General features: G+C 58.8%; 13 protein-coding genes. 5 read left to right on the top strand and 8 right to left on the bottom strand.

The window, feature by feature from the left end; all coding sequences use genetic code 11:
• Nucleotides 1-156: 156 nt before the first annotated feature.
• Nucleotides 157-1,410 carry a serine hydroxymethyltransferase gene (glyA, locus tag AC4ANK_RS05865; protein ID WP_005733667.1) on the top strand — a complete coding sequence of 418 codons (1,254 nt, stop codon included), beginning with the start codon at nt 157-159 and terminating at the stop codon, nt 1,408-1,410.
• Between the two features lie 105 nt (nt 1,411-1,515).
• On the opposite strand, the gene yjiA is transcribed toward glyA, so the two are convergent.
• From yjiA to AC4ANK_RS05850, 3 genes are all read right to left on the bottom strand, one after another.
• Nucleotides 1,516-2,493 (bottom strand): GTPase, encoded by a 978-nt coding sequence (gene yjiA, locus AC4ANK_RS05860; RefSeq protein WP_002555231.1) that lies wholly within the window; start codon nt 2,491-2,493, stop codon nt 1,516-1,518.
• Between the two features lie 95 nt (nt 2,494-2,588).
• Nucleotides 2,589-2,786, bottom strand: coding sequence for a YbdD/YjiX family protein (locus AC4ANK_RS05855; protein WP_002555232.1), 198 nt, complete (start codon nt 2,784-2,786; stop codon nt 2,589-2,591).
• A gap of 27 nt (nt 2,787-2,813) precedes the next feature.
• Nucleotides 2,814-4,889, bottom strand: a complete 2,076-nt coding sequence (locus tag AC4ANK_RS05850; RefSeq protein WP_002555233.1) for a carbon starvation CstA family protein — start codon at nt 4,887-4,889, stop codon at nt 2,814-2,816.
• Nucleotides 4,890-5,173: 284 nt separating this feature from the next.
• On the opposite strand from AC4ANK_RS05850, the gene AC4ANK_RS05845 reads away from it, so the two are divergent.
• Nucleotides 5,174-5,548, top strand: coding sequence for a PilZ domain-containing protein (locus AC4ANK_RS05845; RefSeq protein WP_002555234.1), 375 nt, complete (start codon nt 5,174-5,176; stop codon nt 5,546-5,548).
• 14 nt (nt 5,549-5,562) lie between these two features.
• Here the strand turns inward: AC4ANK_RS05845 and radA are convergent, their stop codons facing one another.
• Nucleotides 5,563-6,930 (bottom strand): DNA repair protein RadA, encoded by a 1,368-nt coding sequence (radA, locus tag AC4ANK_RS05840; protein WP_002555235.1) that lies wholly within the window; start codon nt 6,928-6,930, stop codon nt 5,563-5,565.
• A gap of 194 nt (nt 6,931-7,124) precedes the next feature.
• On the opposite strand from radA, the gene mscL reads away from it, so the two are divergent.
• Nucleotides 7,125-7,571, top strand: a complete 447-nt coding sequence (gene mscL, locus AC4ANK_RS05835) for a large-conductance mechanosensitive channel protein MscL (RefSeq protein WP_002555236.1) — start codon at nt 7,125-7,127, stop codon at nt 7,569-7,571.
• A 529-nt stretch (nt 7,572-8,100) separates the two neighbouring features.
• On the opposite strand, the gene AC4ANK_RS05830 is transcribed toward mscL, so the two are convergent.
• Nucleotides 8,101-8,877 carry a ferredoxin--NADP reductase gene (locus AC4ANK_RS05830; RefSeq protein ID WP_002555237.1) on the bottom strand — a complete coding sequence of 259 codons (777 nt, stop codon included), beginning with the start codon at nt 8,875-8,877 and terminating at the stop codon, nt 8,101-8,103.
• Between the two features lie 336 nt (nt 8,878-9,213).
• Between AC4ANK_RS05830 and AC4ANK_RS05825 the strand changes: the two genes are divergently transcribed.
• Both AC4ANK_RS05825 and AC4ANK_RS05820 read left to right on the top strand, forming a co-directional pair.
• Nucleotides 9,214-9,447 carry a helix-turn-helix domain-containing protein gene (locus AC4ANK_RS05825; RefSeq protein WP_005745352.1) on the top strand — a complete coding sequence of 78 codons (234 nt, stop codon included), beginning with the start codon at nt 9,214-9,216 and terminating at the stop codon, nt 9,445-9,447.
• Between the two features lie 130 nt (nt 9,448-9,577).
• Nucleotides 9,578-10,702 (top strand): methyltransferase, encoded by a 1,125-nt coding sequence (locus tag AC4ANK_RS05820; protein ID WP_002555238.1) that lies wholly within the window; start codon nt 9,578-9,580, stop codon nt 10,700-10,702.
• Between the two features lie 85 nt (nt 10,703-10,787).
• Here AC4ANK_RS05820 and AC4ANK_RS05815 read toward each other — a convergent pair whose 3' ends face one another.
• The 3 genes from AC4ANK_RS05815 to AC4ANK_RS05805 are packed head-to-tail and all read right to left on the bottom strand — an operon-like array spanning nt 10,788 to nt 13,427.
• A complete protein-coding gene (locus AC4ANK_RS05815) occupies nt 10,788-10,955 on the bottom strand; it encodes a DUF2474 domain-containing protein (RefSeq protein ID WP_002555239.1) in 168 nt (55 codons plus the stop codon).
• A 21-nt stretch (nt 10,956-10,976) separates the two neighbouring features.
• Complete coding sequence (cydB, locus tag AC4ANK_RS05810) at nt 10,977-11,984, bottom strand: cytochrome d ubiquinol oxidase subunit II (protein WP_002555240.1); 1,008 nt, start codon at nt 11,982-11,984, stop codon at nt 10,977-10,979.
• Between the two features lie 3 nt (nt 11,985-11,987).
• Nucleotides 11,988-13,427, bottom strand: coding sequence for a cytochrome ubiquinol oxidase subunit I (locus tag AC4ANK_RS05805; protein ID WP_002555241.1), 1,440 nt, complete (start codon nt 13,425-13,427; stop codon nt 11,988-11,990).
• Nucleotides 13,428-13,786: the final 359 nt, after the last annotated feature.

The following is a 13,786-nucleotide window of genomic DNA, read 5'->3' as shown; positions in this document are numbered from 1 at the left end:
AAAGAGCCTTGCGCCTGCGGCATGTCCATGATTTCAGGCCTTGTCGAAACCCGCGTGAACGGCGTCACTGGTCAAGATGACTGCCTTTCATATGCCAGATAAAACCCGATGGGGTAGAATACCCGCCTTTTCCGCCATGCCCCCTTGAGGACTGCCATGTTCAGCCGTGATTTGACTATCGCCAAGTACGACGCCGATCTGTTTGCCGCCATGGAGCAAGAAGCTCTGCGTCAGGAAGAACACATCGAGCTGATTGCCTCGGAAAACTACACCAGTCCGGCCGTCATGGAAGCTCAGGGCTCGGCCCTGACCAACAAGTACGCCGAAGGCTATCCAGGCAAGCGCTACTACGGTGGTTGCGAGTACGTCGACGTTATCGAACAACTGGCCATCGACCGCGCCAAGGAGCTGTTCGGCGCTGATTACGCCAACGTCCAGCCACATGCGGGTTCGCAAGCCAACTCGGCGGTCTACCTGGCCCTGCTGCAAGGCGGCGACACCATTCTGGGCATGAGCCTGGCTCACGGTGGTCACCTGACCCACGGCGCCAGTGTTTCGTCCTCGGGCAAGCTGTACAACGCCGTTCAGTACGGTATCGATGCCAACGGCATGATCGACTACGACGAAGTCGAGCGCCTGGCTGTCGAGCACAAGCCAAAAATGATCGTCGCCGGTTTCTCTGCCTACTCGCAGATCCTCGACTTCCCGCGCTTCCGTGCAATCGCTGACAAGGTCGGTGCCTACCTGTTCGTCGACATGGCTCACGTAGCCGGTCTGGTCGCCGCAGGCGTCTACCCGAACCCGGTGCCATTCGCCGACGTCGTGACCACCACCACACACAAGACCCTGCGCGGTCCACGTGGCGGCCTGATCCTGGCGCGCGCCAACGCCGAAATCGAGAAGAAGCTGAACTCCGCGGTATTCCCTGGCTCTCAGGGCGGTCCGCTGGAGCACGTCATCGCAGCCAAGGCCGTGTGCTTCAAGGAAGCGCTGCAGCCTGAGTTCAAGACCTACCAGCAACAAGTGGTCAAGAACGCCAAGGCAATGGCCGGTGTGTTCATCGAGCGCGGCTTCGACGTGGTTTCCGGTGGTACTGAAAACCACCTGTTCCTGCTGTCGCTGATCAAGCAGGACATCTCCGGTAAAGACGCCGACGCCGCCCTGGGTCGCGCCTTCATCACCGTCAACAAGAACTCCGTACCGAACGACCCACGCTCCCCGTTCGTCACCTCCGGCCTGCGCTTCGGCACCCCGGCAGTGACCACTCGCGGCTTCAAGGAAGCTGAGTGCAAGGAACTCGCGGGCTGGATCTGCGACATCCTGGCTGACCTGAACAACGAAGCCGTGATCGAAGCCGTTCGCGAGAAGGTCAAGGCCATCTGCGCGAAGCTGCCAGTTTACGGCGCTTGATAAGCCTGGTTTAAACGCAGTACCAAAAGCCCCGGTTCGTGAGAGCCGGGGCTTTTTGTTGGGCAGATCACTCTATGGGCAGAAGCTCAGCCGCTGCCTGACCTCTCAGCCGCATACCCTCTCGAACCCCGCCCGGATCTTCTCCTCCGGCAATTCATCGGCAATAAACACAATCACACTCTCACGCTGCTCGCCTTCGGCCCACTCGGTATCCCAGTCGAAGCCATACAGTTTAAGCACCCCTTGAAACACCATCTTGCGCGGTTCGTCTTCGATGTTGAGCACGCCCTTGTAGCGCAGCAGTTGCTTGCCGTGGTCCTCCAGCAGTTCGTTCATGAACTCGCTGAGGCGGTCCAGGTTTAGCGGTTTTTCGCTGCGCAGGACGAGGCTGGTGATGCGGTCGCCTGAATTGCCGACAGGGGCCAGTGGGCGCAGGATCATACCGCCGCCGAGGTCGGCGTTGAGGTTGAAGCCGCGCACATCGAGCAGTTCGGCAAGGTCGATGTTGCCATGTTCGACGATGCGGATCGGGGCGCGGCGGTTGATGCGGGTCAGCCGTGCGCTGAGGGCATCGAAGGTTGCGTCGTCGACCAGATCACGCTTGCTCACCAGCAATCGGTCGGCAAAGCCGATTTGCGCCTGGGCGATGGTTTGCGCCAAGTGGGTATCGGCGTGTGCAGCATCGACCAGGGTGATGATGCCATCGAGGATATAGCGCTCGCGCAGCTCTTCATCGATGAAGAAGGTCTGCGCGACGGGTGCAGGATCGGCCAGGCCGGTGCACTCGATCACCAGCCGGTCGAAAGCGATTTCGCCACTGTCCAGGCGCTCCAGCAACAGGTAGAGCGCCTTGGTCAGGTCGGTGTGGATGGTGCAGCACACGCAGCCATTGGACAGGGTCATGATCTGTACGGGATCAGTGCCGAGCAACTGGCTGTCGATACCTGCATCGCTGAATTCGTTTTCAATCACGGCGATTTTCAGGCCGTGCTCGGCCTTGAGCAGGTGGCGCAGCAAAGTGGTTTTGCCTGCCCCCAGAAAACCGGTCAGCACGGTCACGGGGATGGGTTGCAACTCAGTCATAAGGCTCCTGGCGTGATGCATTCAGCTGAAATGAAAACGCGCCACAGGTGATGGCCTGCGGCGCGTCGGATCAAACAATAACGCAGTTCAGAGGATCAGCAGCACTTCGGACCGCCCTTGCCGCCGTAACGTGCCTCTTGCCGCTCCCGGAAGAACTGCTCGTAGGTCATCATCGGCTTGTCCGGGTGGGTGTTCTGCATGTGCTCTACGTACGTGTCGTAGTCAGGCATGCCCACCATCAGACGCGCGGCCTGACCGAGGTATTTCCCGAGGCGACTCAGGTCATTGAACATGGGCAAATCCTCTGTGGGTAACCATCATCACACCTGCGACGCTGGCGGCATGGCCTGGTAAGGAGCTTCCTTGTCGGTACGCGCCTTGGTGGTCCACGCCGCACGGCCTACTTTAAGGGCGTAGAACAGAATGCTGAACACCACGAACAGGAACAGCACGGTCAGCCCGGCATTGGTGTAAGCGTTGAAGATCACATGCTGCATCTGGTCCATGGTCTTGGCCGGGGCCAGGATCTGGCCGGCATCCGCCGCCGCGCTGTATTTCTTGGCCAGGGCCAGAAAGCCCACCGCAGGATTGGCGTCGAACAGCTTGATCAGACCAGCCGTCACGGTGCAGATCAGCAGCCAGGTGGCAGGCAGCATGGTCACCCACACATAGCGCTGACGCTTCATCTTGATCAGCACGACGCTGGCCAGCATCAGGGCAATACCGGCGAGCATCTGGTTGGAGATGCCGAACAGCGGCCACAGGGTATTGATGCCGCCCAGCGGGTCGATTACGCCTTGGTACAGAAGATAGCCCCACAGCGCCACGCAACCACCGGTGCCGATGGCGTTGGCCGTCCACGACTCGGTGCGTTTCAAAGCCGGAACGAAACTGCCCAGCAGATCCTGCAGCATGAAGCGTCCGGCTCGTGTACCGGCGTCGACTGCGGTCAGAATGAACAGCGCCTCGAACAGAATCGCGAAGTGGTACCAGAACGCCATGGTGTTTTCACCCGGCAGCACCTGATGGAGGATCTGCGCGATACCAACCGCCAGCGTCGGCGCACCACCGGCACGCGCCAGCACAGTGTTTTCACCGATGTCTTTCGCAACAGCAGTCAATTGCTCCGGCGTGATGGCAAAGCCCCAGCTGGAGACAGTCTGCGCGACAGTCACCACGTCACTGCCAACCACCGCAGCCGGGCTGTTCATAGCGAAGTACACGCCTGGCTCGATCACCGAGGCGGCAACCATTGCCATGATGGCCACGAACGACTCCATCAGCATGCCGCCGTAACCGATGTAACGAGCGTTCTTTTCGTTATCCAGCAGCTTGGGCGTGGTGCCCGAAGAGATCAGCGCGTGGAAACCCGATACCGCACCGCAAGCGATAGTGATGAACAGGAACGGGAACAGTGCGCCCTTCCAGACCGGGCCTGTGCCGTTGGTGAACTGGGTCAGGGCCGGCATTTTCAGCTCGGGAGCCAGAATCAGGATGCCGATTGCCAGTGCCAGAATGGTGCCGATTTTCAGGAAGGTCGACAGGTAGTCACGTGGCGCAAGCAGCAGCCAGACCGGCAGCATTGCTGCTACAAAACCATAGCCCACCAACATCCAGGTGATCTGCACGCCGGTGAAGGTGAACATCGGCCCCCAGGTCGGATCGGCCGCTACCATGCCGCCGACCCAGATCGAACCGAGTAGCAGAATGACACCGATAATGGAGATTTCACCGATACGACCCGGGCGGATGTAGCGCATATAGATGCCCATGAACATCGCGATCGGGATCGTCGCCATGACCGTGAACATGCCCCACGGGCTCTCGGCCAAGGCCTTGACCACGATCAGCGCCAGCACCGCCAGGATGATGATCATGATCAGGAAACAGCCGAACAGGGCGATGGTGCCGGGAATACGGCCCATTTCCTCGCGAACCATGTCGCCCAGCGAGCGACCGTTACGGCGCGTGGAGAGGAACAGGATCATGAAATCCTGTACCGCACCGGCCAGCACCACACCGGCGATCAGCCAGAGCGTACCGGGCAGATAACCCATTTGCGCGGCCAGTACCGGGCCGACCAGCGGGCCTGCACCGGCGATGGCAGCAAAGTGATGACCGAAAAGGATGTGTTTGTTGGTCGGCACGTAGTCCAGACCATCGTTGTTGACCACCGCCGGTGTCGCGCGCAGCGGATCGAGCTGCATGACATGGGTGGCAATGAACAGACTGTAGTAACGATAGGCAACCAGATAGATAGCCACCGCAGCGACCACTATCCACAAAGCGTTGATCGCTTCTCCGCGACGCAAGGCCACGACCCCAAGGGCACATGCCCCGACAATTGCAACGATGAGCCAGGGAACATGGCGCATCAGACTATTATTATTTTTCATTTTTTATTCCAGCAGAGTTGACTAGAAGGCAAGCAGTCCGAGTTTAGCGCCGGATCAGCGAAAGACCACCCCCAACCATGGTCTAGAGCGAAATTTGATCAATTGCGGCAGATACCCGGCATAGAGGGCTGGAATGGCCTCGACAGATGGTTGCCGGATCACAAAACAGTGATGCGGAACTGTTCTGTAATGGCTTTCAGGTCTATCGTGCAGGAACAACAGAATTGATCAGATAACGACCTGCCCGCTGACCTCCGGTGGCGGTCAACAAGAGAGTTCATTCGATGACCGACTCACCTGCAGATCGCCGTCGTTTCAAGCGCATTGCCTTCGACGCCAAAACCGATTTGAAGCAAGGCGATCAGACCTGGAAGGTTCAACTGGTCGATCTTTCCCTGAAAGGGTTGCTCATCGAGCGGCCTGATCCGTGGAACAGTGATCAGACGCAGCCCTTTGAAGTCGACATCATTCTAAGCAACGACGCCCACGTAAAAATGGGTGTCAAAATCACCCATGACAACAGCCGCCAATTGGGATTCGTTTGCCGGCACATAGGGCTGGAGTCAATCAGCCACCTGAAGCGGCTGGTCGAATTGAACCTCGCAGACCCCGAGGAACTGGATCGGGAACTGGCAGCCTTGATCGAACTGCAGGGATAATCCTCGGGGCGAGGTTATTCGAACAACGCATCCAGTGCCTGCTCCAGACGCGTGACGGCAATGATCTGCAAACCGGGTGGCGCTTCCTTCGGCGCATTGCCTTTAGGTACGATGGCCCGCTTGAAGCCATGCTTGGCGGCTTCCTTGAGGCGCTCCTGGCCGCTGGGCACCGGCCTGACCTCACCCGACAGCCCCACTTCGCCAAACACCAGCAAGTCATGCGGCAGCGGACGATTGCGCAGGCTGGACATCACCGCAGCCATCAAGGCCAGGTCGGATGCGGTTTCCAGCACTTTCACACCGCCCACTACGTTGAGAAACACGTCCTGATCGTGAGTCGGAATACCGCCATGTCGATGCAGGACCGCCAGGAGCATGGCCAGACGGTTCTGGTCCAGACCCAGCGTTACACGACGCGGGTTGGACATGTGGCTGTCGTCCACCAGCGCCTGAACCTCCACCAGCATCGGCCGCGTGCCTTCCCAGGTGGCCATGACCACACTGCCCGGCACTTCTTCCTGAGCACGGGTGAGAAAAATCGCCGACGGGTTGGAGACTTCTTTCAGGCCCTTGTCGGTCATGCCGAACACGCCCAGTTCGTTCACCGCGCCGAAGCGATTCTTCACCGCCCGCAGCAGACGCAGACGGCCATCCGACTCGCCCTCGAAATACAATACGGTGTCGACCATGTGCTCAAGCACACGCGGGCCGGCAAGCGCGCCCTCTTTAGTGACGTGACCAACCAGAAAGATCGCCGTGCCGCTCTGTTTGGCGTAGCGCACCAGCAAGGCCGCGCTTTCGCGAACCTGCGACACGCCGCCCGGTGCTGACTGCAACTGTTCGGTGAAAATCGTCTGGATCGAATCGATCACCATGACCTTGGGCTTCTCGACCTTGGCAGTGGCAATGATGGTTTCGATACAGGTTTCAGTCATGACGCGCAGCTTGTCCTGCGGCAGCCCTAGGCGTCGGGCACGCATGGCCACCTGCTGCTGGGATTCCTCGCCGGTGACATACAGCGCGGGCATGCGCTGGGCGATATTGCACAGTGTCTGCAACAGAATTGTCGACTTGCCGATGCCGGGGTCGCCGCCAATCAGCACCACCGAGCCGTCAACCAGCCCGCCGCCCAGCACTCGGTCGAGCTCGGTGGAGTTGGTGGAGAAGCGCGGAATCTCTTCGACACTGACTTCTGCCAGGGTTCTGATTTGCGCCTGTGAACCGGTCCAGCCGGTACGCCCGGTGGGCGGCGCAGCAGCGCCACTCTCAATCATCGTTTCGACCAGTGTGTTCCAGGCACCGCATTCGCTGCACTGGCCCGCCCACTTGGGAAATGTCGCGCCGCACTCGGTGCAGCCGTACAAGCGTTTGGCCTTGGCCATGACAACCCCAGTCGTAAAAAACGCCCATGATAACGCAGGTTGCGCCAGCAGTTACCTGCGCAGCGAACCATGACTTTCAAAACCGGATAAAACTTACACAAGCCGCTCCGGTCGATTGAACGTAGAACGGACGACAACTGTAAGGCTGGACTACACTCTCCCGGATCACTTTTATCTGTAACAAGGAATTACCCATGAGCGTACTTAGCGAGTTCAAGGCCTTCGCGGTCAAAGGTAACGTGGTCGATATGGCCGTCGGTATCATCATTGGCGCGGCATTCGGCAAGATCGTTTCGTCGTTCGTCGGCGATGTGATCATGCCACCGTTAGGCTTGCTGATCGGCGGCGTGGACTTCAGTGACCTGGCCATCACCCTGCGCCCTGCGCAAGGTACGGCACCGGCAGTGCTGCTGGCTTATGGCAAGTTCATCCAGACGGTTATCGACTTTATTATCGTCGCGTTCGCGATCTTCATGGGCGTCAAGGCCATCAACCGCCTCAAGCGCGAAGAAGCCAAGGCACCGACCCTGCCACCAACGCCTTCCAAGCAGGAAGTGCTGCTGAGCGAGATTCGTGACCTGCTCAAGGAACAGAACAAACCGGCCGCGCCAGTCACTGTAGACCCTACGCGTCCGCTTTGATCGAATAAGGCCTGGACCTGCTGACTATCGTCCCCACGCTCCGCGTGGGGATGCATTTCCAGACGCTCTGCGTCCAGCCTTTAGCGCGGGGAGAGTCATTACTTGATTCTCGTTCCCACGCTCCGCGTGGTAATGCATTTCGTGACGCTCCGCGTCACACAGTTCTGCGATTCAGTGAGATTCAGGCTCGACTCGAGTCACCTTTTCGCCCCTCGGCGAGTTACTTTGATGGGGCCAAAGTAACCAAAGCCCCTCGCTCCTGTTTCCGGCCCGACTTCGTCGGGTTCCTTCGCCCTGTCACTAATCCGGGGGTCGCCGCAACGGGCCATCCATGGCCCGGTGCGGCTAGCCTGGCGTCCTGCCAGGCTACCCCCGGATCAGCGCCAGGACTCAGCCGTCACTAACGTCGCACTCTGCGTCGTCAGTGCCATCGTGATAAAAAAGCGCGTCTATAAGCACTGAATACGTGCAAGACATAACATCGTGCCGCATCAATGAGGTATGACGCAGAGCGTTCTGCCTTCCCCACTTACCAATACGTCTCCACCGCAACCTGCCCCGGCTTGCGTGACAGGCTCAGGCGCATGTCACGCTGTTTGAGCAGTGCACGTGTGTCGTCGATCATCTGCGGGTTGCCGCACAGCATTACCCGGGAATGCTCAGGTGTCAGTGCGATGCCTGCCGCGCGCTCAAGCTCGCCGTTTTCAATCAACTGCGTAATGCGGCCACTTAGTGCGCCCGGATGCTGTTCGCGGGTCACAGTCGGTAGAAACAGGAACTTGTCTGCGTATTCAGCCAGATATTCACGCTGCATCAGTTCGCCAATCAACTGCTGATAGGCCAGTTCGCGGGACTCACGAACGCTGTACACCAGAATCACCCGCTCGAACTTCTCCCAGACCTCGAAATCCTGAAGGATCGACAGAAACGGCGCGACACCTGTACCTGTGGATAACAGCCAGAGGTCACGGCCATCGACAAAACGGTCCAGGGTCAAATAACCAAACGCCAGTTTTTCCACCATCAATTCGTCGCCTTCGCGCAGACGACTCAGTTCGCTGGTGAATTCGCCATCCGGCACCACGATGGAAAAAAACTCCAGAAACTCGTCGTGCGGTGAAGACACCATCGAGTAGGCCCGCCATACGGTGGTGCCGTCGGCCTTGGTCACACCGAGGCGCGCAAACTGTCCTGCCCGAAAGCGAAAACCAGGGTCGCGCGTGGTGCGCAGGGTGAACAGGTTGCTGGTCAGCGGCGTGACACGCTGCAGTGTCTGTCGGGTGAATTTGTCGTCACTGACGGTCATGGTGTGCTTTGAACTCCTGAATATGAAAAGCAGAACCCAGTGTCCCGCAAAGCGGGTCCGATAAACACCGGCTGTTTGTGGTGAATTACCCGGTCAGCAGCGCTGCGGCTTAGAGTATTTGGTTCTTGAGTCCGCAAATACCTGACCGAACCTCTACAGGGCAAATTGCCGCGACCTCTCTTGCACAGGGGTTCCAGCCAAAAGGCCGATAACACGCTGCCAAGTGCCATCAGCCCATCCGTCCGGGTAATGCGCGCAGGCGCAGTTTGCGGTGTTTTTGTTCCTAGACTGGATAAACGAACAGCAAGGTCTGGACACGTACTGCAAGGAGGCTACATGAACACAATGGAAATAAAATTTTCACAGCCCTCGCCAGCAAAAAACCTGACTCAGAGAGAAATTGAAGTCCTCAAGTGGTCCGCCGAAGGCAAGACAGCTGGCGATATCGCAATGATTCTCTGCCTGAAGGAGCGCACCATCCACTTTCACATTGCCAGCGCCATTCAGAAAATGGGCGTTTGCAACAAGACGGCTGCTGCCGTACAGGCCGCACTGAGCGGGATGTTCTGATAAAGCACGCAGCCGAACCGCAATCAAACAGGTATGAAAACGAAAAAATACGTAAAATCGTCTGCCTCGGCGAGCCCACCTGTCTTCGGGCTCACTGACATACTTTCGATTGCACAGAGTTCTCCCGCCAATGCCCCTGCTCATCAGTCCTTTCGCTGAACTTGATCTCATTCGCCAACCCGAGCAACAGGATGAGCCGTTGCAGGCATTCGATGCTGCTGACGAGTACCTGCTCAATCATGTTGCAGAAACCGGACTGAGCCTGCAAAGCCGGGTGCTGGTGCTCAATGACAGTTTCGGCGCACTGGCGGCGAGTCTGGCGTCTCATGCCACGGTGGTCAGCAGCACCGACTCTTTCCTGGCTGCAAAAGGTCTGGAAAAGAACCTGGCACGCAATGGCATGAGCTATGACGCGGTACCACACATCCCGGCCAGCGAGCCCTTGAACGGGCCATTCGACTGGGTGCTGATCCGGGTGCCGAAGACCCTGGCGCTGCTGGAAGAACAACTGATACGCCTGCAGGGTCAACTGGCACCGGGGGCTCGCGTGGTCGCGGCAGCCATGGTCAAGCATTTGCCACGTTCGGCTGGCGACCTGCTGGAGGAATACGTAGGGCCGGTGCAGGCCTCACTGGCGGTGAAAAAAGCCCGGCTGCTGTTCGCCACGCCGCAGCCCATGGAAGTGCGGACTTCGCCCTACCCGACCCGTTACCGTCTGGACGAGCCGGCCATCGAACTGCTCAACCACGCCAATGTATTTTGCCGCGACGGGCTGGACATCGGTACCCGGGCATTCCTGCCTTATCTGCCGAAAAACCTCGGCACCGCAAGGGTCGCCGACCTGGGATGCGGCAACGGCGTGCTGGCTATTGCCAGCGCGCTGGACAACCCGCAGGCGCACTACACGCTGGTCGACGAGTCGTTCATGGCCGTGCAATCGGCCACCGAGAACTGGCGCGCAACGCTGGGCGAACGTGCGGTGGCAGTTCGGGCAGCCGACGGGCTGGACACTCAGGAGCCCGACTCGCTGGATGTGGTGCTGTGCAACCCGCCCTTCCATCAGCAACAGGTGGTGGGAGATTTTCTTGCCTGGCGCATGTTCCTCCAGGCGCGTGCCGCACTGGTTAACGGCGGCGCGCTGTATATCGTCGGCAACCGTCACCTGGGTTATCACACCAAGCTGTCGCGCCTGTTCCGCGGTGTCGAGCAAGTGGCGGCCACGCCGAAATTCGTGATCCTGAAAGCACGCAAGTAATCCACGGCGCAAAAAAAGACCCTCTTGCCAGCGGGTGGCAAGAGGGTCGCAAAACGTGTCCGCAGACACGAACGGGAATTAGCAATCAGTGTGTCGTCAGGCCCGCTGCGCTCATGAACATGCGCATCAGGCTGGCTACGATAAACAGCGCAAATACGCTGCCCGCCCAGATCCCGACCAGCCAGGCCAGGCGTTGCCAGAGCGGTTTGCTCAGTGCCGGATCAGGATCGTGCATGGAATTTTTACCAGACATCGTCAATCTCCTCGGTTCGAACTAGTGATAACCGTCTGCAGCCGTCACCTTGCCGCGGAACACGTAGTAGCTCCAGAAGGTGTAGCCCAGGATGAACGGAATGATGAACAGTGTGCCCACCAGCATGAAGCCCTGGCTCTGCGGCGGCGCGGCGGCTGCCCAGATCGATACCGAAGGCGGAATGATGTTTGGCCACAGGCTGATGCCAAGCCCGCTGTAACCCAGAAATATCAGCAACAGGGTCAGCAGGAACGGCGTGTAGTGGGCATTGCGGGCGACAGCCTTGAACAAACCGTACATGGTCACCAGCACCAGAACCGGCACGGGCATGAACCACAGTAGATTGGGCATGCTGAACCAGCGATGGGCAATGTCCGCGTGAGCCAGCGGCGTCCACAGGCTGACCACCGCCATGACCGCCAGCACAGCCAGTGCCAGAGGGCGGGCCAGATCATGCATCGCCTTCTGCAGCGAACCTTCGGTTTTCATGATCAGCCAGGTACAGCCCAGCAGCGCATAGGCGACAATCAGGGCCAGGCCGCAGAACATCGGAAACGGCGCGAGCCAGTCCAGTGAACCGCCAGCGAACTGACGATTGACCACCGGAATTCCTTCGATGTAGGCGCCCAGCGCCACGCCCTGAAAGAAGGTTGCAGCCAGCGAACCGCCAATGAACGCCTTGTCCCAGAGGTGGCGTTTCTGTTCGGTCGCCTTGAAGCGAAACTCGAACGCCACGCCGCGAAAGATCAGGCCCATGAGCATGAACATCAGCGGCAGGTACAGCGCAGACAAGACCACCGAGTAGGCCAGCGGGAATGCACCGAACAGTGCCGCACCGCCCAGCACCAGCCAGGTCTCGTTGCCGTCCCAGACCGGCGCGACGGTATTCATCATCACGTCACGGTCGGAACTGTCTTTCATGAACGGGAAGAGAATCCCGATGCCCAGATCGAAGCCGTCCATCACCACGTACATCATGATGCCGAAGACGATGATGATGGCCCAGATCAGCGGAAGATCGATACCCATGGCTTAAATCCCCTTGCCGAGACGGTCAGGATGGTCGCCATCTTCTTCGCCTTCAACAGCAGCGGAGAGCGGACGGGCCGGAGTGCGTTGTTGGCCGGGACCACCGTGAGGCACATGTTCGACATAGGCTTTTGGCCCCTTGCGAACCAGGCGCATCATGTAGCCAAGACCTGCACCGAACAGCACGAAATACACGACCACGAACAGCACCAGAGTGATGCTCATCTGCGCCACGCTGTGGCCGGACGATGCATCGGCGGTGCGCATCAGGCCATACACGACCCACGGCTGACGACCGATTTCGGTAGTAAACCAGCCGGCGAGAATCGCGATAAGGCCAGACGGCCCCATCCACAGCGCCAGGTACAGGAACGGACGCGAGTTATACAGCGTGCCGCGCTTGCGCAGCCACAGGCTCCACAGGCCGGTGAAGATCATCAGCATGCCGAGGGCGACCATGACCCGGAACGACCAGAATACGATTGTCGAATTAGGGCGATCCTCAGGCTTGAACTCCTTGAGCGCCGGCACCTGCTTGTCGAGGCTGTGGGTCAGGATCAGGCTGCCCAGGTACGGAATTTCCACCGCGTACTTGGTACGCTCTTCCTTCATGTCGGGAATGCCGAACAGGATCAGCGGGGTCGGTTCGTCACCGACGTTTTCCCAGTGGCCTTCAATGGCGGCGATCTTCGCCGGCTGATGCTTGAGCGTATTCAGACCGTGGAAGTCACCGACCACTGCCTGAATAGGTGCAACCAGCAAGGCCATCCACATGGCCATCGAAAGCATTTTGCGTACGGCGGGTGTATCGCGACCGCGCAACAGGTGCCAGGCAGCCGATGAACCGACGAAGAACGCAGTGGCCACGAATGCGGCAATCGCCATGTGCGTCAGGCGGTACGGGAACGAGGGGTTGAACACCACTGCGAACCAGTCGGTCGGAATGACACGGCCGTCGATGATCTCGAAACCTTGCGGCGTCTGCATCCAGCTGTTGGACGACAGAATCCAGAACGTGGAGATCAGCGTACCAATGGCAACCATCACCGTGGAAAAGAAGTGCAGCTTACGGCCGACACGGTTCCAGCCGAACAGCATGACGCCGAGGAAACCCGCTTCAAGGAAGAAGGCGGTCAGTACCTCGTAGGTCAGCAGCGGGCCGGTAACAGCACCTGCAAAATCGGAGAAGCGGCTCCAGTTGGTGCCGAATTGATAGGCCATGACCAGCCCGGAGACCACGCCCATGCCGAAGTTGACGGCAAAGATCTTCGACCAGAAGTGGTACAGGTCACGGTAGATGTCATCGCGGGTCTTCAGCCACAGACCTTCGAGCACAGCCAGGTAACTTGCCAGACCAATAGTGATGGCAGGAAACAGGATGTGAAACGAAATGGTGAATGCGAACTGAATTCGGGCGAGATCTATAGCCTCTAAACCGAACATAATATGTTCCTCTCTCAGATGAAACCTGCTGCTGGCTGTGAGCCAACAACGATTGCTCCCACGGTAATGAGTGCTTATGTTTCTTTATTCTGGCGTTTCCGATGGCGAAAACGCTGGCCGAAGCACTGATCACTGCCTGAACGCAATGATGCAGATCAATCGACCATGAAAGAGTAGTCCTGTTCAGCCGCTAAAGTCGTGTGGTCTATTGTCGCGTGGCGAGTTGTCTCACCGGTAGAGCACTTGCAGACGCCCACCGCTCCTCACGCTCTAGCGTGAGAATGCCGTTCGTAAAGCTCCGCGTCACACCTGCGCCGCACCACCTACGCAAGAGGACGCAGAGCGTCCAGAACCGCATG

It is taken from the genome of Pseudomonas sp. Pmew2, from assembly GCF_058129885.1.
Note: the sequence above shows the minus strand (reverse complement) of the source record. Positions and strands in the feature narration are given on the sequence as shown.